Origin of the sequence: Dickeya lacustris, assembly GCF_029635795.1 — a bacterium.
In the GTDB taxonomy this organism is placed as follows: domain Bacteria; phylum Pseudomonadota; class Gammaproteobacteria; order Enterobacterales; family Enterobacteriaceae; genus Dickeya; species Dickeya lacustris.
Map to the genome: position 1 here is coordinate 1,217,365 of NZ_CP114280.1, position 22,839 is coordinate 1,240,203.

21 protein-coding genes, 1 tRNA gene and 1 pseudogene are annotated in these 22,839 nt (G+C 52.1%); 18 read left to right on the forward strand and 5 right to left on the reverse strand.

The window, feature by feature from the left end; translation table 11 throughout:
• The first annotated feature begins 234 nt into the window (after positions 1-234).
• The 3 genes from O1Q98_RS05445 to O1Q98_RS05455 all read left to right on the forward strand — a co-directional run bounded on the left by O1Q98_RS05445 (position 235) and on the right by O1Q98_RS05455 (position 3,025).
• Positions 235-561, forward strand: a complete 327-nt coding sequence (locus O1Q98_RS05445; RefSeq protein ID WP_125260152.1) for an Ogr/Delta-like zinc finger protein — start codon at positions 235-237, stop codon at positions 559-561.
• Between the two features lie 566 nt (positions 562-1,127).
• The gene (locus tag O1Q98_RS05450; protein ID WP_125260151.1) at positions 1,128-1,691 is read left to right on the forward strand and encodes an SLATT domain-containing protein; all 564 of its coding nucleotides are present in this window, start codon (positions 1,128-1,130) and stop codon (positions 1,689-1,691) included.
• Positions 1,691-3,025 (forward strand): reverse transcriptase domain-containing protein, encoded by a 1,335-nt coding sequence (locus O1Q98_RS05455; protein WP_125260150.1) that lies wholly within the window; start codon positions 1,691-1,693, stop codon positions 3,023-3,025. Before O1Q98_RS05450 ends, O1Q98_RS05455 begins: the two co-directional genes overlap by 1 nt.
• On the opposite strand, the gene O1Q98_RS05460 is transcribed toward O1Q98_RS05455, so the two are convergent.
• A complete protein-coding gene (locus tag O1Q98_RS05460) occupies positions 3,006-4,181 on the reverse strand; it encodes a tyrosine-type recombinase/integrase (RefSeq protein WP_125260149.1) in 1,176 nt (391 codons plus the stop codon). The two genes, O1Q98_RS05455 and O1Q98_RS05460, sit on opposite strands and share 20 nt — an antisense overlap.
• 162 nt (positions 4,182-4,343) lie before the next feature.
• Positions 4,344-4,418, reverse strand: a tRNA-Arg gene (locus O1Q98_RS05465).
• Positions 4,419-4,819: 401 nt separating this feature from the next.
• On the opposite strand from O1Q98_RS05465, the gene mlaA reads away from it, so the two are divergent.
• Positions 4,820-5,581 (forward strand): phospholipid-binding lipoprotein MlaA, encoded by a 762-nt coding sequence (gene mlaA / locus O1Q98_RS05470; RefSeq protein WP_125260148.1) that lies wholly within the window; start codon positions 4,820-4,822, stop codon positions 5,579-5,581.
• A 102-nt stretch (positions 5,582-5,683) separates the two neighbouring features.
• Here the strand turns inward: mlaA and fadL are convergent.
• Positions 5,684-6,949 (reverse strand): annotated as a pseudogene (gene fadL / locus O1Q98_RS05475) (long-chain fatty acid transporter FadL).
• Between the two features lie 379 nt (positions 6,950-7,328).
• Here fadL and O1Q98_RS05480 point away from each other — a divergent pair.
• The 4 genes from O1Q98_RS05480 (at position 7,329) to sixA (ending at position 12,595) form a co-directional block, all read left to right on the forward strand.
• On the forward strand, positions 7,329-7,625 hold the full coding sequence (locus tag O1Q98_RS05480; RefSeq protein ID WP_125260147.1) for a YfcZ/YiiS family protein: 297 nt from the start codon (positions 7,329-7,331) through the stop codon (positions 7,623-7,625).
• A 227-nt stretch (positions 7,626-7,852) separates the two neighbouring features.
• Entirely contained in the window at positions 7,853-9,169 is a 1,317-nt protein-coding gene (fadI, locus tag O1Q98_RS05485; protein ID WP_416232425.1) for an acetyl-CoA C-acyltransferase FadI, read from the forward strand.
• Complete coding sequence (gene fadJ / locus O1Q98_RS05490) at positions 9,166-11,358, forward strand: fatty acid oxidation complex subunit alpha FadJ (RefSeq protein WP_125260145.1); 2,193 nt, start codon at positions 9,166-9,168, stop codon at positions 11,356-11,358. Before fadI ends, fadJ begins: the two co-directional genes overlap by 4 nt.
• Before the next feature lie 715 nt (positions 11,359-12,073).
• The gene (gene sixA / locus O1Q98_RS05495) at positions 12,074-12,595 is read left to right on the forward strand and encodes a phosphohistidine phosphatase SixA (RefSeq protein WP_125260144.1); all 522 of its coding nucleotides are present in this window, start codon (positions 12,074-12,076) and stop codon (positions 12,593-12,595) included.
• 85 nt (positions 12,596-12,680) lie between these two features.
• Here the strand turns inward: sixA and smrB are convergent, their stop codons facing one another.
• The gene (gene smrB / locus O1Q98_RS05500) at positions 12,681-13,232 is read right to left on the reverse strand and encodes an endonuclease SmrB (protein ID WP_125260143.1); all 552 of its coding nucleotides are present in this window, start codon (positions 13,230-13,232) and stop codon (positions 12,681-12,683) included.
• Positions 13,233-13,420: 188 nt separating this feature from the next.
• Between smrB and prmB the strand changes: the two genes are divergently transcribed.
• The 6 genes from prmB to O1Q98_RS05530 all read left to right on the forward strand — a co-directional run bounded on the left by prmB (position 13,421) and on the right by O1Q98_RS05530 (position 18,261).
• Positions 13,421-14,353: a 50S ribosomal protein L3 N(5)-glutamine methyltransferase gene (prmB, locus tag O1Q98_RS05505; protein ID WP_125260142.1), complete on the forward strand. Its 933-nt coding sequence runs from the start codon at positions 13,421-13,423 to the stop codon at positions 14,351-14,353.
• Between the two features lie 131 nt (positions 14,354-14,484).
• Positions 14,485-15,570 carry a chorismate synthase gene (gene aroC / locus O1Q98_RS05510; protein ID WP_125260141.1) on the forward strand — a complete coding sequence of 362 codons (1,086 nt, stop codon included), beginning with the start codon at positions 14,485-14,487 and terminating at the stop codon, positions 15,568-15,570.
• Positions 15,571-15,719: 149 nt separating this feature from the next.
• Positions 15,720-16,550, forward strand: coding sequence for a penicillin-insensitive murein endopeptidase (gene mepA / locus O1Q98_RS05515; protein ID WP_125260140.1), 831 nt, complete (start codon positions 15,720-15,722; stop codon positions 16,548-16,550).
• A 3-nt stretch (positions 16,551-16,553) separates the two neighbouring features.
• Positions 16,554-17,354 carry a sulfite exporter TauE/SafE family protein gene (locus tag O1Q98_RS05520; RefSeq protein ID WP_125260139.1) on the forward strand — a complete coding sequence of 267 codons (801 nt, stop codon included), beginning with the start codon at positions 16,554-16,556 and terminating at the stop codon, positions 17,352-17,354.
• Positions 17,354-17,932, forward strand: coding sequence for an elongation factor P hydroxylase (locus O1Q98_RS05525; protein ID WP_125260138.1), 579 nt, complete (start codon positions 17,354-17,356; stop codon positions 17,930-17,932). Before O1Q98_RS05520 ends, O1Q98_RS05525 begins: the two co-directional genes overlap by 1 nt.
• Positions 17,933-17,985: 53 nt before the next feature.
• Positions 17,986-18,261, forward strand: a complete 276-nt coding sequence (locus O1Q98_RS05530; protein ID WP_125260137.1) for a YfcL family protein — start codon at positions 17,986-17,988, stop codon at positions 18,259-18,261.
• Between the two features lie 94 nt (positions 18,262-18,355).
• Here O1Q98_RS05530 and O1Q98_RS05535 read toward each other — a convergent pair whose 3' ends face one another.
• On the reverse strand, positions 18,356-19,261 hold the full coding sequence (locus O1Q98_RS05535) for a LysR family transcriptional regulator (protein ID WP_125260136.1): 906 nt from the start codon (positions 19,259-19,261) through the stop codon (positions 18,356-18,358).
• Positions 19,262-19,538: 277 nt separating this feature from the next.
• Here O1Q98_RS05535 and O1Q98_RS05540 point away from each other — a divergent pair, with 277 nt between their 5' ends.
• The 4 genes from O1Q98_RS05540 (at position 19,539) to O1Q98_RS05555 (ending at position 22,826) form a co-directional block, all read left to right on the forward strand.
• Positions 19,539-20,957: a coniferyl aldehyde dehydrogenase gene (locus O1Q98_RS05540; RefSeq protein ID WP_125260135.1), complete on the forward strand. Its 1,419-nt coding sequence runs from the start codon at positions 19,539-19,541 to the stop codon at positions 20,955-20,957.
• A gap of 40 nt (positions 20,958-20,997) precedes the next feature.
• Positions 20,998-21,675 carry a type 1 glutamine amidotransferase domain-containing protein gene (locus O1Q98_RS05545; RefSeq protein ID WP_125260134.1) on the forward strand — a complete coding sequence of 226 codons (678 nt, stop codon included), beginning with the start codon at positions 20,998-21,000 and terminating at the stop codon, positions 21,673-21,675.
• 26 nt (positions 21,676-21,701) lie between these two features.
• Positions 21,702-22,331, forward strand: coding sequence for a glutathione S-transferase family protein (locus tag O1Q98_RS05550; RefSeq protein ID WP_125260133.1), 630 nt, complete (start codon positions 21,702-21,704; stop codon positions 22,329-22,331).
• Between the two features lie 69 nt (positions 22,332-22,400).
• Complete coding sequence (locus O1Q98_RS05555) at positions 22,401-22,826, forward strand: organic hydroperoxide resistance protein (protein ID WP_125260132.1); 426 nt, start codon at positions 22,401-22,403, stop codon at positions 22,824-22,826.
• The last annotated feature ends 13 nt before the right edge of the window (positions 22,827-22,839 follow it).

Here is a 22,839-nt window from a genome sequence, read left to right on the forward strand (position 1 = left end):
GAAACCTGTTACCAGTAAGGCATAGTCACTGGTAACAGTGGTAACACTTACAAGTTTGTTACCAGCGTTACCAGCAGGAATAAGACAGAGGTAACAGAGAAAAGTTAGATATATCAAGGCTGTTACCAGTGTTACCGCTGTTACCACGCGCAGAGAAGAGACAGACAATTGGAATGGCCGCTCGTAAGGGCTTTTTTCCTGGCGGGCGGTAGGTGAAGAAAAGGTGAGGAACTGATGAGAGTAATGCGCGTGTATTGTCCTGAATGTAGTTCGCTGGCGGTGGTGCGAAAGACCAATCGCAAACATCCACAGATTGCCGATATCTACTGCGCCTGTAGCAATATGGAATGCGGTCACACGTTTGTGATGAACATGACCTTTTCACATACCTTAAGCCCCAGTGCGTTGACACATGGCCGACTGATGAAAAACATGATTGATGCCATCGCACCAGACAAACGCCAGGAAATGATCGACCTGTTAAGCCAGGCACAGGATGACGACCAAAAGGTGAGTAGACCGCAAGGGCCGGTGAGCGCCACGGCGCAAAGTCGGCGCTGATAGGCTCCTTGTCTCTGTGTTCTCACCGTTCACGTTTTTCAGTGTGCTGAATATTGCCATTCGCGTGTAAGCCGCATCCGGCAAGGGATTGCCGGAGCGTTGGCTGGTTTTATCGTGATCCCTTCGTTGCCGAAAAATCCACGCAAAATAAAAAATATCCTTTCCAGTCATGTAGATAATCTCCAATTTGTATGGTATTTCCCTTCCCCCAAAAAGCCTGAAAACTGAAAAATGCTGAAATGTGTTTCAATCATTTCAGTCGGGCTGTGTACGCTGATAGCCCAGGCACCGCACGGGCTGGCGCTATGGTTTGTAGAAAAGGAAAACTGAAAAATTTCATGACTACGAAAACCGCAGGCGGGTGCGGTGTAGTGCCGATTTTGTCTGTTTCAGGTTTTTTTAAATGAAAAACAGTAGTATTCTTTTGTTCGAGACGTATCGCTTTGCGATCATCCAGCCTGCTGGGTGCAACTAATTTTGGGAGGCTTGTCCTCTAGTTCTACTAGTCTGTTTACAGGCGTTACACGATTACTACCTAAGGCGTCTCACTCTTTTAAGGACTAATAATGACTAATGCTTTCTCTGATAAAATATGGTGGACGCGTAAGGCTAAAATTAAATCTGAGCGTAGACTGTTGAATTTGGATTATTACTCTCAATTTTTATTACTTTGGTATTCTTCTTTTTTAGTATCTTACTCGATTTATTCACTTGTGAAGCCTCCAACTAATGATAATGAATCAGTTATTATGGTCGCTTTATCTGTGTTAATTCTTGCGCTTACCCTATTCATCAATAATATGAATTATAAAGGGCGGGCGATGCTTATTAAACAATGTTATGAAAAGCTTAGTGTAATACACACAACCTCCCTAAGTTGTGAAAATGTTATTGAGTTAGATAAAGAGTATCAATCAATACTGGCAGCATCAGAAAATCATCTTGAAAGAGACTTCATCAAAGCAATAGTTGATGAGTATAGTAATACTAGCGATAAAACACTATTAACTAAGACTCCATCTTACTGGCATAAAATTCAAGTTTGGTTTTACATTTTTCGTAATGTGACTGTTTTTATATTACTATTTATTTTCCCTTTTGTGATTTTAATCTCTTTGCGAGGGGCTTAATGAGTGCATTTGATGTTTTTAAAAAACACTTTAGAACTAAAAACCTCCAAAGAATTTATAAAGATGTTGTGTCTTTATCCTCTGCCTGTGGTGTGGATAATATGACACATGAGGTATTTTTGAGATTTCAAAAAGAAGAAATAAAAACAATTCGGCGAAAATGTCTTGCTGGGAATTATAAGTTTAATAAATACAAATTAAAACTTATTAGTAAAGGTAGAGGAAAAGCCCCTAGGGAAATATCTATACCTACTATACGAGATAAGATTGCATTTCGCGCAATTTGTGATTTTTTACAAGAAGTTTATCAAGAAAATTTAGTCTTTGATTTACCACAAAATATGGTTTTAAGTCTAAAAAACGTCATGAGTGAAAATAAATATAATTACTTCATGAAATTTGACGTGGCTAATTTTTACCCTTCAGTGATTCATGATAAATTAATAAGTAGACTACGAGCAAAAATTCGAGATGAGCGAATATTATCTTTGATACAAAGTGCTATTAGCTCAGCAACAGTATCTAAACCAAAACATGATGATTTGCTTTCAGAGCGAGGAGTCCCACAAGGATTATCGATTTCCAATATACTTGCGGCTATTTATTTACTAAATATTGATAACCATTTTCGTAATAATCCGGGGGTTAAATATTATAGATATGTCGATGATATAATGATTCTTTGTGACTCATCAGTTGCTCCAACGATAACGGATAGTCTGATATCTCGCTTCAGACGCTTGGGGCTAAATATTTACGATCCTAGAAAAAATCCAGAAAAATCTAGTGTTGGCTATCTGAATAGGGATGAGTTCGGATATTTAGGGTATTATTTTCTCGGCAAGAAAATTACGGCTAGAAAAGGGTCTGTTGAGAATCTACGGGAGTCGCTATTAGCTATATTTACAGGTTATAAGCACTCGAAACTAAAGAATCCTAAATTTTTAGAGTGGCGAATTAATTTAAGGGTTACAGGTTGTATATTTCTAAATAAATCAAAAGGGTGGATGTACTTCTTTTCAGAGATTGAAGATGAAGTTTTGCTACATGAATTAGATGCTTTTTTGGAAAGGTTATGTAAAAGATTTTGTGTTAATTTAAAGTTAAAGTCGTTTGTGAGAACTTTTTATCAGATTAAGCATAATCGACGTGAGACTAATTACATTCCCAATTTCGATAAGTATGACTTAGATCAAAAAGCATACGTATTGACTCATTATTTTAATAAAAGCGTGAAAAATATGGAGGATGAAGAAATTGAGTATCATTTTAATAAAAGAATATCTAGGCAAGTCAAAGATATTGAAACTGATGTTAAAGATGCTGGTTATTAATAAAATCAGAATACCAACGCAGCATTCTGCTACGGCCTTCTAAATACTGCGCATGATTATAAGTTCCACGGATGGAGTTTTTATCAACATGCGCAAGCTGCATTTCAATCCATGCGCTGTTAAATCCGTGTTCATGCAAAATCGTACTCATGGTGTGGCGAAAACCATGACCGGTTAAACGTCCGTGATAACCCAGGTTTTTTATCACTTTGTTGATAGTGGCATCGCTTATCGGTTTTCTGGTGTCGTTTCTTCCTGGGAAAACGAATTCATAGTAACCGGTTAGTGTCTTTAACTCTTTCAGGATAGCGATTGCCTGTGTAGACAGCGGCACCAGGTGCGGGCGTCGTTTTTTCATGCGCTCTTTCGGGATTTCCCACAACGCATTATCTAAATCAAATTCACCCCATTTTGCGGCACGCAGTTCAATGGTTCTTACGCCGGTCAGCATCAAAAGCTGTGTGGCGTATTTAGTTATCTTACTGCCGGTGTAATTGTTTAGCGCAGCGACAAACTCAGGTAGCTCACTTTCGGTCAGGAACGGGAAGTGTTGGCTTTGAGGCTTATTCATGGCGCTGGCTAGATCAGGTGCCGGGTTGTACCTTGTACGTCCGGTCACGACCGCATAGCGGAAGACTTCACCACACCGGCGGCGGATCTTGCTGGCTTGCTCTAATGCCCCGCGTTTTTCGATTTTTTGCAGAACAGCCAAGAGTTCAAGTGGCGTGATTTGGTCTATCGGGCGTTTACCCAGGAACGGAAAAACTTCCTTTTCCAAATAGCGTATCACTTCTTTGGCATACCCTTCTGACCAGGTTGATAGTTTCGAAGCGTGCCATTCTCTTGCTATGGCCTCGAAGGTATTTTCTGTAGAGAACTGAAGCGACAATTTTTCCGACCTGCGGGCATCGCTGGGGTTGATGCCGTTGGCTAACATCGCTTTAGCTTCATCTCGCTTCTTCCGCGCTTCAGCAAGGGATATGTTGTCATAGGTGCCAAACGAAATGAGCTTTGGCTTTCCGGCAAACCGGTAGCGGAAACGCCAGCCTTTAGTACCGGTGCTGTCGATCAGTAAAGACAGCCCATTGCCGTCGTTGAGGGTATAGGGTTTATCCTGGGGTTTGGCCTTTTTGATTTTGATGTCAGTCAGCAACATATGTGTATAGAAAAAAGATCGAACCTGTCATATACACAATTTTATACACACAATGGCAGAGCTTCTATAGGCTTTGGTTGGATGGTGTAGGACAGGGATTTTTTCTTTTTGATTGTTTTTAAAGGATTTTTAGACTTGCTGAGAAGGTGTGAGACGGGGTGGTGGCGTCCCCGACAGGAATCGAACCTGTAACTAGCCCTTAGGAGGGGCTCGTTATATCCATTTAACTACGGGGACGTAGCGGCGCTGATTATACCAGATTTCATTGCGGCCATAAGTCTTTACTGGTGCGTTTGCTCACTCCGCCACCAATTTTGCCTTAAAATCCTTGGTACAAGCCGCTATTTGCGGTGCGGTAGCGATATTGCAGACGGTGTTAGCGGTTATGCTGTGGTGGCGCACAATTGGCGCTGGCGCTCTGCCATTGATTGCCGCAGTATCCGCATCCGGTATAATCGTGCCCGTTTCTCAACGCCGTTTTTTAGCGTGTAGCTAAGGGGCGTTGGTGTTATTGAGTGGCTGGTGTGGCGGGCGATATCGTGCCCGGTGTATTAAAATAATGACATGTGGTTGTGTACGCTGGCGGCCAGGCAGCAATCTGTGCAGACTGCATGAAAGTTCGGCAGGGAGAGAAGGTTATGAATTTTCGTCTGACGGGTATTGCCCTGGTGAGTGTATTGCTTGTGGGGTGCGCCAGTTCTAAAAACTCGCCGCCAGAGCAGCGCTCGGATCCGCTGGAAGGGTTCAACCGAACCATGTTCAGCTTCAACTACAACCTGCTTGATCCTTACGTCGTGCGCCCGGCAGCGGTAGCCTGGCGTAATTATTTGCCGCAACCCGCCCGCAATGGTTTGACCAATTTTTTCGTCAACCTGTCTGAACCGGCGACCATGGTGAATTACTTTGCTGAGGGGAAACCCTATCAGGCAATGATTCATTTCAACCGCTTCTTCCTGAACACCTTGTTAGGTATGGGCGGGTTGATCGATGTGGCTACGATGGCTAATCCTAAGCTTGCGAAGGAAGATCCGCATCGTTTTGGCAGCACACTCGGTCACTATGGTATGGGGTACGGCCCTTATCTGGTCTTGCCCGCTTACGGAAGCGCGACGCTGCGTGAAGACGGCGGCGGTGTGGTTGATACGCTCTATCCGCCATTGAGCTACCTGACGTTCTGGATGACGGCTGGTAAGTGGATGGTGGAAGGGCTGGAGACCCGTGCGAACCTGCTGGATTCAGACGCCCTGCTGCGTAACTCCTCCGATCCGTATTTGATGATGCGCGATGCCTACTTCCAGCGGCATGATTTTCTTGCCAATGATGGAAAATCGGCACCGGTGGCAAACCCGAATGCCAAGTCGATTGAAAGCAGTCTCGATGAGATTGATGCAGGAAAATAACGCATAGCATGACCAGCGGTGGGCTGGCGGTATCGTGGTTTTATCACCGTATACAATAAGGGCTGCCTGTGTGCAGCCCTATTTTTTGCGGTTCGATGGGGATCAGAAGCGGTAGTTGACGTTCACGCCATACAGCCACGCCTGGCCTTTTGAGGTGAAGTTATAGCTTGGCAAATTTGGCGCTACACCGGCTTCATGAATAGTCACTTTTTGCCCATGCATATAAGAGACGCCGACATCGACGGATGCATCCTTGTTAAAGGCATAGGTGGTACCGGCACTCAACCATAACCTGTCTTGATCGGGAATCGAAATGGTGCGTTTGTCCGCTGGCACCGGGCTGTCGTCAAAGGCGATACCGGTGCGGAACGTCCAGTTATCGTCGTAGTAATAGGTGGTGCCCAGTGCGATGCGGTAAGCATCGCGGAAATGTTCATCTTTCTGGAAGAGCGTCTGGCCGTTGCTGCCGGTCGCGCGCAGCTCCTGAAATGCGCTCCAACTGGTATAGGCAAAGCTGTAATGTACCGCCCACTTAGGCGCGACGCGGTGATAGGCGGATAACTCCCACATTTCCGGCAGATTCAGCGTCAGGTCGCCGGGGATGGTGACGCCGCTGGTGCCGCGCGGTACTGCCATGGCGCTACGGAAAGCGCCTTTGAAATCGATATCGACCTTGGAGCGGTAGCTCAGGCCAAAGCGGTTGTTTTTATCCAGCTCATACAACAGACCGGCGTTCCAGCCATAACCCCACTCTTTGCCGTCCAGATGGGTAATTTCAGCGCTGCGGTTGACGTTCAGTACCGGCGCTAATTCCCCCGCAGTACGCACAATTTTGGCATCGGCGTAGACGGCATTAACACCCAGCCCAACGCTAAATTGCTCATTGAGACGGTAGGCGGCGCTCAGGTTGAGGTTGGAGGTTTTCAAGTCCGTTTTGCCGCCGATGGAGCCCGCATTGAACGTGTCGCTAAACTCGGTCGCCAGACCAAAGTTAGTGGTAGCGGAAGCGCCTACTGCCCAGCGCTCGTTGAGCGGCATAATGAAATGCAGGTTCGGCACCCAGGCGTGCGGCGCAATATTGTCAGCGTTGGCGTCCTTCCCGCTGGAACTGGCACCGCGCAGATTAATATCGGGATTGATGTACGTGACTCCGCCTGAGAACGACGGGCGATCGAACAGGGTCATGGTGGCCGGGTTGCGGCTACCGGACGTGGCGTTATCTGCGATAGCGCTTTCACCAGAGAAAGCGCGTCCCAGGCCGGATGAGGAAAACTAATTCAACTGGAAACCCGCAGCGTTCGCATTTGATGCCATCAGCGCCAGCGCCACAGCAAGTGATGTTTTTTCTAACAGGACTTTCTGGCTCATGACCAAGACCTCACTGAACGTTTGTGTTTTGTTAAGCGTGTAACAAGGGACGCGCATTGTAGGGGGGGTTAGGGGACTGACAAATCAGACCAGTTTCAAAAAGTATAAAAGTAAAACAATAAAATGTTTCCCATTGGTTTTGTGTTTGTTGCAAAAATGATTCAAAAATCAGACTTGGTTAACAAATATCGCCATTTGCCGCGTTGTCATTAGCGTATTTCATTGAAAAAAAACATTAAAATGTGATTTTTGTCACGCAATGTCCCTGAATTCAGTAAGTGCTAGTGAGGCGTGGTCGGGAGAGGTAAAATGTGCACAGAATAAAGTAGATGGTGTACTTCTTAATCAGAAGTTGCTGTCGTTGCCAAGGAGTTTTGCCATGACAAACGCGATAAACAAATGCAGTGCGGAAGAAACCGCAGCCTGTTGCTGTGTGGATGTGGGAACCGTGATGGACAATACTGATTGTACAGCGTCTTACTGCCACGTATTTAGCGACAGAGACAGCGCTGAACAGATGGTTGACCAGTTGACGCAAAAAGCACGTGCCGTTGAATCTGAGCCGTGTGCGATTAGCACCCGGTTTAGTGATGTTGAAGGCGGCGTCCAGCTTGATATGGACTTTACCTTTAGCTGCCAGGCTGAAACCCTGATTTTCCAACTGGGTCTGCGCTAATCGCTATGCGGCGGTTGCGGTAAACCTGCTTCTGCGGCTGACATTTCTGGTTGGCCGCATCATTCTTATTGCCCCGTTCTCACTCACCGCCCCGTTCTTACTCACTACCAGTGTGGTGCAGTTCTCTCTTTGCTTCTCTCTTGTTTGCATAATGTTATCTTCAGGTTAACAATTGAGTGCAAATCTGTTTGGCACGTCAACGCTACTGAAAACGAGATGAGCTTATGATGAGGCAAGAGGCCATGCCGCTGCTGACCCCGCGCGGTGAGCGCGTTGCGATTATCGCGGGGCTGCGCACCCCGTTTGTCCGTCAGGCGACAGCCTTTCACGGCGTACCGGCATTAGAACTTGGCACGGTGGTGGTGAACGAGCTGCTTATTCGAAGCGGTATAGCGCCCGAGCAGGTTGAACAGTTGGTGTTTGGGCAAGTCATTCAAATGCCGGAAGCGCCCAATATCGCGCGTGAAATCGTGCTGGCCAGCAACCTGAGCGCTCACACTGATGCCTATAGCGTGTCGCGCGCTTGCGCCACCAGTTTCCAGGCGGTTGCCAATGTCGCGCAAAGTATTCTGACCGGCGCGATTCACACCGGCATTGCCGGTGGGGCGGATTCGGCCTCCGTGCTCCCTGTCGGTGTGAGCAAAGCGCTGGCGCGTACCTTGTTGGACATCTCAAAGGTGAAAACGCTGCATGGCCGATTGGCGCTGTTGGCGCGTTTACGGCCAAAGGATTTACTGCCAGTAGCGCCGTCAGTCGCGGAATACTCTACCGGGTTGCGCATGGGCGATTGCGCAGAGCAGATGGCCAAGCGTTATGGCATCAGCCGGGAAAGTCAGGATGCCTTTGCCCATCGCTCGCACCAGCTGGCGGCACAGGCATGGGATGAGGGCGCGCTGCGCGATGAGGTGATGACGACCTGGGTGCCGCCTTATCAACACGCGATTTCTGAAGACAATACCTTTCGCCGCGATAGCGACCTCGCACGCTATTCTCGTCTAAAACCGTCGTTTGATCGCCGTTATGGTAGCGTGACGCCAGGCAATAGTTCGCCCCTGACCGACGGAGCTGCGGCAATATTGCTGATGAACGAATCACGCGCGACAGCGCTGGGATTAACACCGCTTGGTTATCTGCGCAGTTACGCATTTTGCGCCATTGATGTGCATCAGGACATGCTGGCAGGCCCGGCTTATGCAACGCCGCTGGCGCTCGACAGAGCCGGTATTGGCCTGGGCGATCTGACGTTGATTGATATGCATGAAGCGTTTGCGGCTCAGACACTGGCGAACGTGCAGCTGTTTTCCAGCAGCCAGTTTGCGCGTGATGTTTTGCAGCGCCGCGCGCCGCTTGGCGAGGTTGACATGGGCCGGTTCAATGTACGGGGCGGGTCGATAGCCTATGGTCATCCGTTTGCGGCGACAGGCGCGCGAATGATAACGCAAACCCTGCATGAGTTACGCCGTCGCGGCGGCGGGCTGGGGTTGGTAACGGCATGTGCCGCCGGTGGGTTAGGCGCGGCAATGGTACTGGAGAGCCAGCCATGAAGACAGATACGAGGCCAGATGCCTGGCACGCTGGCGGCAGCGAGCCGCAGGCGTTAGCGTTAGCGATGCGTTCGGACAACATTGCCGTGATAACCATCGATGTGCCCGGCGAGACCGTGAACACCCTGAGAGCCGAGTTTGCCATGCAGATGAGCGGAATTCTGGCGCAACTTCAGGCGTATCCACCGGTGAACGGGGCGATTATCGTCTCAGGCAAACCGGCTTCATTTATTGTCGGCGCTGATATTGGCATGCTGGCTGCCTGTGAAAATGCCAAGGCCGCAGAGCAGTTGGCGCAAACTGGCCAGCAGGTGCTTGCTGCGCTGGCGGCATTGCCGTTTCCGGTGGTCGCCGCGATTAACGGCGATTGCCTTGGCGGGGGGCTTGAGCTGGCGCTGGCCTGTGATTATCGCGTGTGTAGCGATGACGACAGTACGCGTTTGGGGTTGCCTGAAGTGCAACTGGGATTGCTGCCAGGCGCTGGGGGCACGCAGCGTTTGACGCGGCTTATCGGCGTAGACCGTGCGCTGGAGCTGATTTTAACTGGCCGACACGTGCGCCCGATGCAGGCGCGGCGCATCGGCATCGTGGATGAGGTTGTCCCGACCGACGTGCTCATTGACGCCGCGATACGTCAGATTCGTCAGGGTAAGAGGCCAGTTGCCAGCGCCAGCTGGCGTCACCGATTACTGATGCTGCCCTACCTGCGACGTTGGTTTTTCCAGCGGGTGGAGCGCATTGCGCAGGCGAAGGCGCAGGGCCATTATCCGGCAATCGGGCAGATTCTGGCAGCGGTGCGTGCCGGGCTGGAACACGGTGAAACCGCAGGCTATCAGCAGGAAGCGGCGGCGTTTGGGCACTTGGTGATGTCGCCGCCATCACGGGCATTACGCCGGTTGTTCTTTATTCAGCAGCGGCTGAAAAAAAATACGGCCACCGCTACCCCCGCAAACAGGCTACGGCAGGTTGGCGTCGTGGGCGGCGGGTTGATGGGCAGCGGTATTGCCGTCGTCAGTGCGTTTAAGGGGCAACTGCCGGTACGGATTAAAGACATCCATCTGCCCGGCGTGAGCCAGGTGCTACACGATGGCTGGCAGCAGTTGCAACGTCAGGTGCAGCGGCGGCAAATCACGCCGGCGCAACAGCGTCAGCAAATGAGCCGTCTTAGCGGCGGTACCGATTATCGCGGGTTTGAGCGAGCGGATGTGGTGATTGAAGCCGTGCCGGAGGAGCTGGCGCTTAAACAGCAGGTGGTGCGTGACATTGAGGCGATAACATCGCCCAGTGCGGTCTTTGCGACCAATACATCGTCGCTGCCGATTCATCAGATTGCCTCTGTCTCGACACGGCCAGAACAGGTTATCGGCCTGCATTATTTCAGCCCGGTGGCAAAAATGCCGCTGGTAGAGGTGATTGCCACGGCGCAAACCAGTGCGCACACGCTGGCCACGGCGTTGGCGCTGGTGAAAAAACAGGGAAAAACCGCAATCATCGTGGCGGACAAAGCCGGTTTTTATGTCAATCGTATTCTGGCACCTTATCTGAACGAGGCGGCACGCTGTTTGCTCGAAGGCGAACCGGTTGAATCGATAGACCAGGCGCTGGTGCGTTTTGGCTTCCCGATTGGGCCTTTTGCGCTGCTCGATGAGGTCGGTATCGATGTGGCAATGAAGATTGTGCCGGTACTGGCTGATGCGTTGGGCGAGCGCTTCTCTGCGCCGCCGGTGCTCGATGCAATGGCGCGTGATGGGCGCAAAGGCCGTAAAAATCACCGTGGTTTTTACCGCTATACCGCACCGCGTTATGCACGGCTGCGCGGCATGTGGCGCGCGCCTGCGCGTGAAGCCGATCCACAGCTCTATCGCTTGCTGGGGGTGACACCCAAAGCGCACCTTGATCCGGCGATGATTGTGCAACGGTGCGTGATGATGATGCTTAATGAAGCGGCGCATTGCCTGGACGAACAGGTGATTCGCTGTTCTGGCGATGGCGATATGGGGGCGGTGATGGGCATTGGATTTCCGCCATTTCTGGGCGGCCCGTTTCACTACATGAATAGTCTGAGCCCGAAAACGGTGGTGGCGACGCTGCACACACTACAGGCGAAATATGGCGCGCGCTTTGCGCCAGCGCAGGGGTTGACAGACCGCGCAGCGAAAGGGGACATATTTGATGACGAGGCCGAGTAACTACGCGAGAAGCGCTGTGGTAGTCAGTGCTACGGTAGTAAACGCGGCGGTAAGCGCTCACGATGGCATCAATCGAACGAGCGATTTTACGGGTATCCTTCTGACGGTGCCCAGATTCTGTTTCCCTGAATGTTGGGCATAATAACGCGGTAGACTATTTTTTTATTTGCCGCATTTCAGCGGGACTTACCCCTTATGGATAAGCCTCTTTCACTATAGTGAGCGCAGCGTTTTTTTCCATCCTTTCGCGGGGTGAAACCGCGAAAGAGTGGAAATGCAGTTGCAAAATAAAATCAGGGGTGTTTTATATTGTATTGGCAATAAACCTGATGCTTTTATCTAAAAATCCATTTTCTCATGGTGTAAACCATCGTAAAAATAGCAGCAATCTCAATTTGACAGCACAAAATGACGTGGTTGTTTTGATTTTATCCTTGCTGTCGTCAAGGGGAATAGGCTGAAAATCGCGACGTTGCCGACGGAAATCGCCTACTCAGAGCTCCCATGTGGGTGAATGCTCATCAATCAGGTTGCGATTCAATCGCAATTGGGGTAAAACCATGCGCTTTATGTTGGTCAAAACACCATCAGTGGTATCAATCGACACCTGATACCAGGTTGTGACCTGCCGCAAAACGGTATTGAGCCGGTTCGGTTAATCTGACGTTATCCTCAGGGTTTTATTGCCCTTTTTTCATCAAAATAGCGGTGTAATATGCAAGTTTTGATCATGCGCCACGGTGATGCTGTACCTGACGCAGCCAGTGATGCTGTGCGGCCTTTGAGTCTCCGGGGGGAAGATGAGTCCCGGTTGATGGCCGCCTGGCTTCACAGTCAATCGATTGCGATTGATAAAGTGTTGGTAAGCCCTTATGTGCGGGCGCAACAGACGCTACAGGTGGTAGCAGAGCAACTCTCACTGCCGCAAAGCGAATGTCTGTCTGAATTGACACCAGGCGGTGACGCCGGGCAGGTGCGTGATTATTTGTATGCGCTAGCGCAACAAGGGGTGCAAGGGGTGTTGTTGATATCCCATCTGCCGCTGGTGGGCTATCTGGTGGCCGAGTTGTGCCCCGCACAGACGCCGCCGATGTTTGCTACGTCTGCTGTTGCCAGTATCCAGGTGAATGACCAATCCGGCATGGGCGAATATTGCTGGCAGATTGGCCCAACACAGCTTGCCGCGAAACAACTGGCTGCAAAACAACTGGCCGCGAAACAGCAGGCTGCGAAATAGCGCCCATCCTCACACGGCTGACGCCATTCACCGCATTGTTGATACCACGCTAGCTGTTGATACCATGCGGGCTGTTGACACCGCGCTATATGGCGTCGGTGTCATCGTCACTCTCTTGGGCAACCAGTACCAGCAGCGCGGCATCGCCGCCAAATTCTTTCGGTGCCTGGTGAAAGGCCAGGACATCAGGGTGTTGTGCCAGCCACAATGGGGTTTGCTGTTTCAGTATGTGCTTGCCGTGGCCGTGCATCACACAGGCGCAATAAACGTGCTCGCGCTGGCAGGCGGCCAGCAGCGCACCCAGTTCCTGCTTTGCCTCTAACTGCGTGAGCCCATGCAGGTCAAGAAACAGCTCGGGTGAGTAATCGCCCCGGCGCAGTTTCTTCAGCTCATAGTGGCTGGCACCGGGGCGCACATAACGCATCGGGCCATCGTTTTCCAACAGCGGCTGGAATTCGTCAGAGAAGTAGAAACTGGCGTCCACCTGCTCCTGGAGGATACGTCGTGCGGGCAGCGTGCTGGTTTTATGGCGCGCCGGGCGGTGGACGTAAGTATCCTGACGTAGTTGACTTGCTCCGGCCACCGAGGTGCGAAACAATGTCTGGGCTTCCTCATCCAGCATAAATTTCTTTTTCATGCGTGCATCACTCTGTCATGTCGTGGTGTCTTGTGCTGATAGTCTACCTTTTTCCCTGCGGGTTACTAAAAAAAACCGCGTTCACCGCCCGTGGCCGAGCGCCCATCGACGGTGATATCTGCTGATTTGTCGGCGTCTTCGTGGCACACTACCGCTCTCACACAGAGAGCCGTCTGCGGAGGACAAACTTGGACAAAATTTTCGTCGATGAGGCAGTCAACGATCTGCACACCATTCAGGATATGTTGCGTTGGGCGGTAAGCCGTTTTAACGCAGCGGGCATCTATTACGGGCACGGTACAGACAACCCTTGGGATGAAGCGCTGCAACTGGTGTTGCCAAGCCTGTTTTTACCTATTGATATCCCTGAAGATATGTACCATGCACGGTTGATTGCGAGCGAGCGTCATCGCATCGTCGAGCGGGTTATCCGCCGTGTGAATGAGCGTATCCCTGTCGCTTATCTGACGAATAAAGCCTGGTTCTGCGGACTGGAGTTCTACGTAGATGAGCGGGTACTGGTGCCGCGCTCACCGATTGGCGAGCTGATCCACCAGCGTTTCGCGTCACTGATAGCGGCCAACCCGCAGCATATTCTGGATTTGTGTACCGGCAGCGGGTGTATTGCCATTGCCTGCGCTCAGGCGTTCCCTGAAGCGGAAGTCGATGCGGTAGACATTTCTGCGGATGCGCTGGCGGTAACAGAGCAGAACATCCAGCAGCACGGTATGGAGTATAACGTCACGCCGATCCGCTCAGACTTGTTCAATTCGCTGCCCGCCTTGCGCTATGACCTGATTGTCACGAACCCGCCGTATGTGGATGAAGAAGACATGTCTGATTTGCCGCAAGAGTACCGATTTGAACCGGAACTCGGGCTGGCGGCAGGCAGCGACGGCCTGAAACTGGTGCGCCGTATTCTGGCCGATGCGCCGGACTATCTGAGCGACGACGGGGTGCTGATTTGCGAAGTGGGCAACAGCATGGTGCATCTGATGGATCAATACCCGGATATCCCTTTCACCTGGCTGGAGTTTGATAACGGCGGCGATGGGGTGTTTATGCTGACCCGCGATCAACTGCTGGCGTGTGCCGAACATTTTAGTCTGTATCGTAATTGATTATCTCCGTTAATTGATTATTACCGTTAGATGACGTCGTTCTCGCAAACGACGTCAGTGAAGATGAGGTTTTCGGGTGTGCAAAGCGTTTGCAACCCGTGGCTGAACTTGTTGAATGCTAAGGAGTTGTGATGGCAGGAAATAGTATTGGTCAGTTTTTCCGTGTCACCACGTTTGGTGAGTCCCACGGTATTGCGCTGGGATGCGTGGTGGATGGCGTACCGCCGGGAATTGCCCTGACCGAAGCTGATTTACAGCACGATTTAGACCGTCGGCGTCCCGGCACCTCGCGTTATACCACGCAGCGCCGCGAACCGGATCAGGTTCGTATCCTGTCTGGCGTGTTTGAAGGGGTGACGACGGGCACCAGCATTGGTTTGCTTATCGAGAATACCGATCAGCGTTCGCAGGATTACAGCGCGATTAAAGACCTGTTTCGTCCGGGGCACGCCGATTACACCTATGAGCAAAAATATGGCTTGCGCGATTACCGTGGCGGCGGTCGTTCTTCGGCTCGCGAAACGGCGATGCGTGTGGCGGCCGGTGCAATCGCTAAAAAATACCTGCAACAGCAGCATGGCGTGCAAATCCGGGGTTATTTGTCGCAGATGGGCGATGTGACCTGCACGTTGAAAGACTGGGCTCAGGTTGAGCAAAACCCGTTTTTCTGCCCCGACCCGGATAAACTCGACGCGTTGGATGAACTGATGCGCGCGCTGAAAAAAGAAGGGGACTCCATCGGCGCGAAAGTCACGGTTGTGGCGGATTCTGTACCGACGGGCCTCGGTGAGCCGGTCTTTGACCGTCTGGATGCCGATATTGCCCACGCCTTGATGAGTATCAATGCGGTGAAAGGGGTAGAAATTGGCGATGGTTTTGCCGTGGTCAATAAGCGCGGCAGTGAAAACCGCGATGAGCTCACGCCCGCAGGTTTTTTGAGCAATCACGCCGGTGGTATTTTAGGCGGTATTAGCAGCGGGCAGTCGATTGTGGCACATCTGGCACTCAAACCGACCTCCAGCATTACTGTGCCCGGACGCACGATTACTCGTGATGGCCAGGCAACCGAAATGATCACGCGCGGCCGTCACGACCCGTGCGTCGGCATTCGTGCTGTGCCTATCGCAGAAGCGATGATGGCCATCGTGTTGATGGATCATCTGTTGCGCCAGCGGGCGCAGTGCGGAGATGTGCGCTCATCGGTGCCGCGTTGGTAATACGCTGACTGACGGCAGGCAATCGGTCGCACAGGCTGTTGTCTGCGCGAATGTTGCCTGCCCGAATACGGATAGGCAACATTCGAAACCGCGTAAGCATCGTCACTATCAACGAGTCAATATCAACAGAGTCAATATCGTCAATATCAATGAAAATAAACTGGATTGGGATAGCCGCCTTGCTGCTGAGTAGCGCAGCGCTGGCAAAAACACCGTGGCAGGAAATCACCCACCCGGTCGCGGGTTCGCCGCAGGCGATTGGCGGATTTGCCAATGGCTGCATTATCGGCGCACAACCGCTGGCCTTGCAGTCACCGGATTATCAGGTGATGCGCGTTGATCAGCGACGCTATTTTGGCCACCCGGATTTATTGTCGTTTATCAAAAGATTAAGTGAGAATGTTCACCGCAGTAGCGGCGGTACGGTACTGATTGGCGATATGGGGATGCCGGCCGGTGGGCGCTTTAGCAGCGGTCATGCCAGCCACCAATCGGGTCTGGACGTCGATATCTGGCTGCAATTGCCGCGTCAGCGCTGGAGTCAACAGCAATTACTGGAGCCGCAACCGCTTGATTTGGTTCAGGCTGATGGTAAGAACGTGAACCCGCGCCTGTGGTCGCCAGATGTGATGAAACTGGTGAAAACGGCGGCGCAGGATAGCGACGTAACGCGCATCTTTGTTAACCCGGCTATCAAAAAGCAGCTCTGTCTGGATGCCGGTAGCGATCGTAACTGGTTGCATAAAGTGCGTCCCTGGTTTGCCCATCGTGCGCATATGCATGTCCGGCTGCGTTGCCCGGCAGACAGTCTCGAGTGCCAAGAGCAGGATACGCCGCCTGCGGGTGATGGGTGTGGCGCAGAATTAAACAGTTGGTTCCAGCCGCATAAACCGGGGGCGGGCACGCCGGCTAAAACCACGCCGCCACCGCTGCCGCCATCCTGTCAGGCACTATTAAACAGACACTTTACTGCGGAATAACTCATGGAATGGTTTGTCGTTGGGCCAGATATTCTGATCTTGCTGTTTCTCGCCAGTGTGATTGCCGGTTTTGTTGACTCGATTGCCGGTGGCGGCGGTTTGCTGTCGATTCCGGTATTGCTGGCCGCCGGGTTATCTCCGGCACAGGTATTGGCCACCAATAAATTGCAGGCGGTAGGCGGCTCGTTTTCCGCCAGCCTCTATTTTATTCGCCGCCGCGCGGTGGATATGAAGGTGTTGCGACTGGCCGTACCGCTGACGTTTATTGGCGCGGTGTTTGGCGCCTGGCTGATTCAGCAAATCCACGCTGATTTTCTACGTCGATTGCTGCCGGTGCTGGTCATCGGTATCGGCCTCTATTTCTTGCTGATGCCGAAAATTGGCGAAGGCGATCGCCACGCGCGGGTAGGGATGCTGGTGTTTTCACTGTTGGGTGGGGCGAGCGTCGGTTTTTATGATGGCTTCTTTGGGCCCGGTGCCGGTTCTTTTTATGCGCTGGCGTATGTCATGCTGCTGGGCTTTAACCTGTCGAAAGCGACCGCTCATGCCAAAGTGCTTAACTTTACCTCTAACTTCGGCAGCCTGCTGTTTTTCATTCTCGGCGGGCAAGTGGTGTGGGGCATCGGATTGGTGATGCTGGTCGGGCAGATTATTGGCGCGCGACTGGGGGCCAAAATGGTGCTGACGCGCGGCCAGAAGTTGATTCGCCCGATGCTGGTTATTATGTCAGCCCTGATGAGTATTAAATTGATTCACGACAACCATGGCAGCGACATAGCCCGCTGGCTGGGACAGCTATTCTAATGACAACATTGACGAAAAATACCCCGGTTCAGACTACCGTTTCACATCATTATGAGCAGTTGATTACGGTTTTTAATCAATGCTTTAGCGAACAGTACCAGACCCGATTAGTCAAAGGGGAAGAGGAGCCGATTTATCTGCCCGCCGATGCCGATACGCCCTATCACCGTATCGTGTTTGCCCATGGTTTTTACGCCAGCGCCATGCATGAGATTTCGCATTGGTGTATTGCGGGTGCGGCGCGGCGTCAACAGGTGGATTTCGGCTACTGGTACTGCCCGGATGGGCGCGATGCGCAAACCCAGCGCCAATTCGAAGTGGTAGAGATAAAACCACAGGCGCTGGAGTGGATGTTCTGCGTTGCAGCCGGGTTCCCGTTTAATGTCAGTTGCGACAACCTTGAGGGGGATGTCGAACCTGACCGCATCGATTTCCAGCGCCGGGTTCATGCGCAAGTGATGATTTACCTGCAACAGGGCGTGCCGGAGCGACCGGCGCGTTTTATCAAAGCGTTGCAGGATTTCTATCACACCGCGCCGCAGACGGCGGCAGATTTTCCTTACCCGCAAGACCTGTAATCACGGGTCGTAAGGCAAGAACAAAAACCGGCAACATAACTTAAGGATCACCAATGATCGCAGATTTTGAGGCGCGTATCCTGACGCTGATTGACAACATGGTAGAACATGCCAGCGATGACGAGCTGTTTGCCAGCGGCTACCTGCGTGGCCACCTGACGCTTGCCGTCGCGCAAGCACAAGCGCATGGCGAGCAGACCACCCAGGCGCTTAACTATCGGGTGCAGGAAAGCGTGCGTCAGGCCATCGACAACGGCGAACTCTCCCCGCCCGACCAGGCCCTGGTCACGCAGATGTGGGATTCGCTATACCAACAAGCACAGCAATAAGCCCGCCAGACACCCCGTTAAGGGGTGTTTTTTTCTGTGCGTGATTCTTCCGGCGGCGGCAGGCAAGCGTCGCGTTCTGCCGGTTAACTGAATATTACGATGCAGGTAACGCTGCGGCTTTGCGTAACCGAAACAGCAATGCCTGACGCGCATGGGCAACGCGCGGCTGACGCAGTGCGCTGGGCTGCCAGAGCAGGTAATAACTGCGGCTGGCGCGGGCGATAGGCGCTGGGATCTCTTGCAACTCCCCGCGTTCGATATACGGCGTGCAAAGGTAGGCAGGCAGAGCGCTCCAGCCGAACCCTTCACGCAACAGGCTGCACAGCGCGCGTAAATCCTGGCCGACCATCGCCGGGAGCAGCGTGGGAGCCTGTACGCGGTTGGCGCTAAACCAGTTGTCAATCAGCGGCATGGTCAGGCTGTAGGCCAGTACCGGTTCGATTTGCATCGCGGCCAGCGTATCCGGTGCGTTCATCAGCCGCTTGACGACCGAAGGGGCGGCAACCGCCATGATTTCGTCGGTGAGCATCAACTCGCTTTTCAGGCGCTTGTCTTGTGAGGGCGCGGCGGAAATTCCCAAATCGCAATACCCTTCAATCAGCCCCTGGACGATGGCGTCGTAATCTCCGGTTTGCATCCTGATGCGCACTCCTACCTCCAGCAGAGGCAATAACTGTTTGGCGACCACTTCGGCAAGAAAATCGGCATGACCGATGATTTGCAATGCACCGGCCAGTTCCAATGAGCGCGTTCTTGCCGAGGCAAGGGCACTTTCCGCCTCATCTAGCCTGTCGCCAATGTCTGCCGCCAGCTCATCGGCGACGGATGTGGGAGTAACGCCACGGGTTTGCCGCTCGAATAGCGGGCGGCCAATTGACATCTCCAGACCGGCAATATGCTGTGATACGGCGGGTTGCGTCAGGTTTAGCGTTCGCGCAGCGCCGCTGATAGAGCGCTGGCGGTATACCTCAATAAAGGTTCTCAGTCTGGCAATAGACATAGCTTACCCATAATTATTTTTATACCTATACCTAAGTATGCTAGTTGGTCACAAGCGATTAACACCGGTAAAGTGCACTCCATCAAAGCATAACTGCCTGCGGTTAAGAAGGTGGCTTGCAAGATATAAAGGAAAATTTATATCGAAATGATGCTGGCAACACAGGATATGGTCTATCGTTTCATCAGGCCATGAGCAGGGTCAAGACAGGTTACGGGCCTGTGGCATTCCAGCTGTGTTGAGTGAACGTTGCAGGTAATTTTAAGGAATCATCACCATGCCTTTAGCGCAAACGCATAATGATTTAAAAGCGATATTACAGACCATGAAAAACGCTCATATCGCGCATGGCCCGGCTGATGCGGCGTTGCGTCGCGACAGATTGATTCGTAGCGCACGGCTTATCCGTGAAAACTATGTGTCACTGAGCCAGGCGATGGATGCGGATTTTGGTCATCGTAGCGTGTATCAGTCGCTGGTCGCCGATATGGCGACCACCGTGCGGGCGCTTGAGCATTCAGCCGAGCATGTGGCGCAGTGGATGCAACCGGAGCGCGTTGAGAGTCCGATGCCCGGTATGCAGGCCTGGATACAGCAACAGCCGCTTGGCGTGGTTGGCGTGATAAGCCCGTGGAATTTCCCGATTAATCTGGCGTTTGCGCCGCTGGCAGGGGTTTTCTCTGCGGGTAATACCGCGATGCTGAAGCCTTCTGAGTTAACGCCCGCTACCTCAGAACTGCTGGCCGAGCTGATTGCCCGTTATTTTGACCCGCTCGAACTGGAAGTGGTGTTGGGCGATGCCGCTGTCGGTGCCGCGTTCAGCAGTTTGCCGTTTGATCATTTGGTGTTTACCGGTAGCTCCGGCGTTGGTCGCCATGTGATGCGCGCCGCCGCCGATAATCTGGTGCCGGTCACACTGGAACTGGGCGGTAAGTCGCCGGTGGTTATCGATAACGATGCGGATATCGGCCTGGCTGCGCAACGGACATTAACGGTGAAAACCTTCAATGCCGGGCAGATTTGCCTGTCGCCAGACTATGTGATGCTGGCGCAGGAAAAAATCGATGACTTTATTCATGCCAGCAAAACCTTTATGGCCGGGGCGTTCCCAACGTTGCAGCGTAACCCGGACTACACATCGATTATTACCGCGCGCCATTACGAACGCTTAATCGGCCTGCTGAATGATGCAGCCAGCCGTGGCGCGACGCTGGTGAGCCTGGCCCCTCAAGGCGAGCCGGATTTTGATGCGGGTTCACGCAAAATTGCGCCGCATCTGGTGCTGAATGTCACCGATGATATGCAGATTATGCAGGAAGAGATTTTTGGCCCGTTGCTGCCGATACGCACGACGGCCTCACTGGATGAAGCGATTGCCTATATCAATGCGCATCCGCGCCCGCTGGCCGCGTACTACTTTGGCCAACAAGCGGCGCAGCAAACAGCGTTTGCTGAACGCACCACATCCGGTGCGCTGGTCATCAATGATGTGATGACACATGCAAGTATTGAAGCACTGCCCTTTGGTGGAGTTGGCGCATCCGGTATGGGCGCTTATCACGGCATTCACGGTTTCCGCCGTTTCAGCCATGCCAAACCGGTGGTGGTGCAAAATGAAGAGGGAACGTTAAACCTGCGTTTGCGTGCGCCCTATAATGACAAATTATCCCAGCTTGAAGCGTTTCTTAACGGCTAATGTGACGTCACCCGACAGGGGTGACTCAAGGAGAATGACAATGAAAGTATTAATGGTATTAACATCTCACGATCAGTTAGGCAACACAGGCAAGAAAACCGGTTTTTGGCTGGAAGAGTTCGCGGCCCCGTATTATGTGTTTAAAGATGCAGGCGCTGAGGTAGTGCTGGCATCACCGGCTGGCGGGCAACCGCCGTTAGACCCGAAAAGCGATTTGCCAGAGTTCCAGACGGAGTTGACCCATCGCTTCAAGGCTGACCCGGCGGCACAGCAGGCATTGGCAACCACCGTAACGCTCGATAGCGTGCGTATGGAAGATTTTGACACGGTGTTTTATCCGGGTGGACATGGCCCGCTGTGGGATCTGGCGGAATCGCAGACCTCTATTGCACTGATTGAAGCCTTTGAACGCGCCGGAAAACCGATTGGTTTCGTTTGCCACGCACCGGGTGTCTTGCGCCATGTGAAAGCGGCGAATGGCGAGCCGTTGATTAAAGGCCGTCGTGTGACCGGCTTCACCAACTCGGAAGAAGCGGCCGTGGAGTTAACCGATGTGGTGCCGTTCCTGATTGAAGACGAGTTCCAGAAACTGGGTGGCGTGTACTCGAAAGGCCCGGATTGGCACCCCTACCTGGTTGAAGATGGCAAACTGGTTACTGGCCAGAACCCAGCCAGTTCAGAAGTGGTTGCCAAGGCATTGTTAAAACAACTGGCGTAATCGGCTGAGAAAAGGAAACAGGCACAATGGACATCAGACTACATCACCTGAATGACTCGCGTTCTATGCGCATTCTCTGGTTGCTGGAAGAAGCGCAGTTACCTTACGAGATAGTGCGTTATCAGCGTGATGCAAACACGCATTTGGCTCCAGCCGCGCTCAAGGCGATTCACCCGCTGGGGAAATCACCGGTGGTGGAAATTGATGGCAAAGTGATTGCCGAATCGGGCGCGATTGTTGAGTACATCATCAAAAAATATGCGCCGCATTTGGCACCCGATGAGCAGGATGCGAGTTATGTAGAGTATCTGCAATGGGTTCATTTTGCAGAAAGCTCGGCCATGTTGCCTGTATTACTGAAAGTCTTTAATCAGTTTGAGAAAAATACCGGTCAGACGCTGAATTTTCTCGATGGTTATGCCGAGGTGGAATTCAGCAAAGTGTTTTCCTACCTCAATGACTATCTGGCTTCACGGGAGTTTATTGTCGGTCAACGTCTGAGTGGTGCTGATTTTATGCTCGGTTTCGTGGTGAGCCTGGTGATAGCGCGGTTTAACCTTGGTCAGCAATACCCGCATATTTTGCGTTATACGCAGCGGATGGCCGCTATCCCAAGCTGGCAAAAGGCACAACAACTGGATGCCCTTCCCGCATAACGGGAGCCCGGTTTGATTGATGTCAGATGATATACATGCGGTATCTAACCCAATTGAAGGAGTCACAGTATGGCGGTTGAAAAAGTGCTTTATCGCGCACAGGCCTCGGTAACGGGTGGTCGTGACGGACATGCGACGTCAGATGACACGCATCTGGATTTAAAATTTAGTACCCCCCGTGAACTGGGTGGCCTGGGCGGTTCCGGCACTAACCCCGAACAGTTGTTTGCCGCCGGTTATGCCGCTTGTTTTACTGGCGCGCTGAAGCTGGTGGCATCGAAAGAGAAGGTGCTGGTGCCTGCCGCGACGGTGGTAGAAGGCCTGGTGGGGATCGGCCAGTCAGGTAGTGGTTTTGGTATTGAAGTCGAATTGCGTATTACCATTCCGGGTATGGACAAGGCACAGGCCGAGGCGCTGGTTGAAAAAGCGCATCAGGTTTGCCCTTACTCCAACGCGACTCGCGGCAATATCGACGTGACGTTGACGGTGCTGTAAGCCGCTGGCGGAT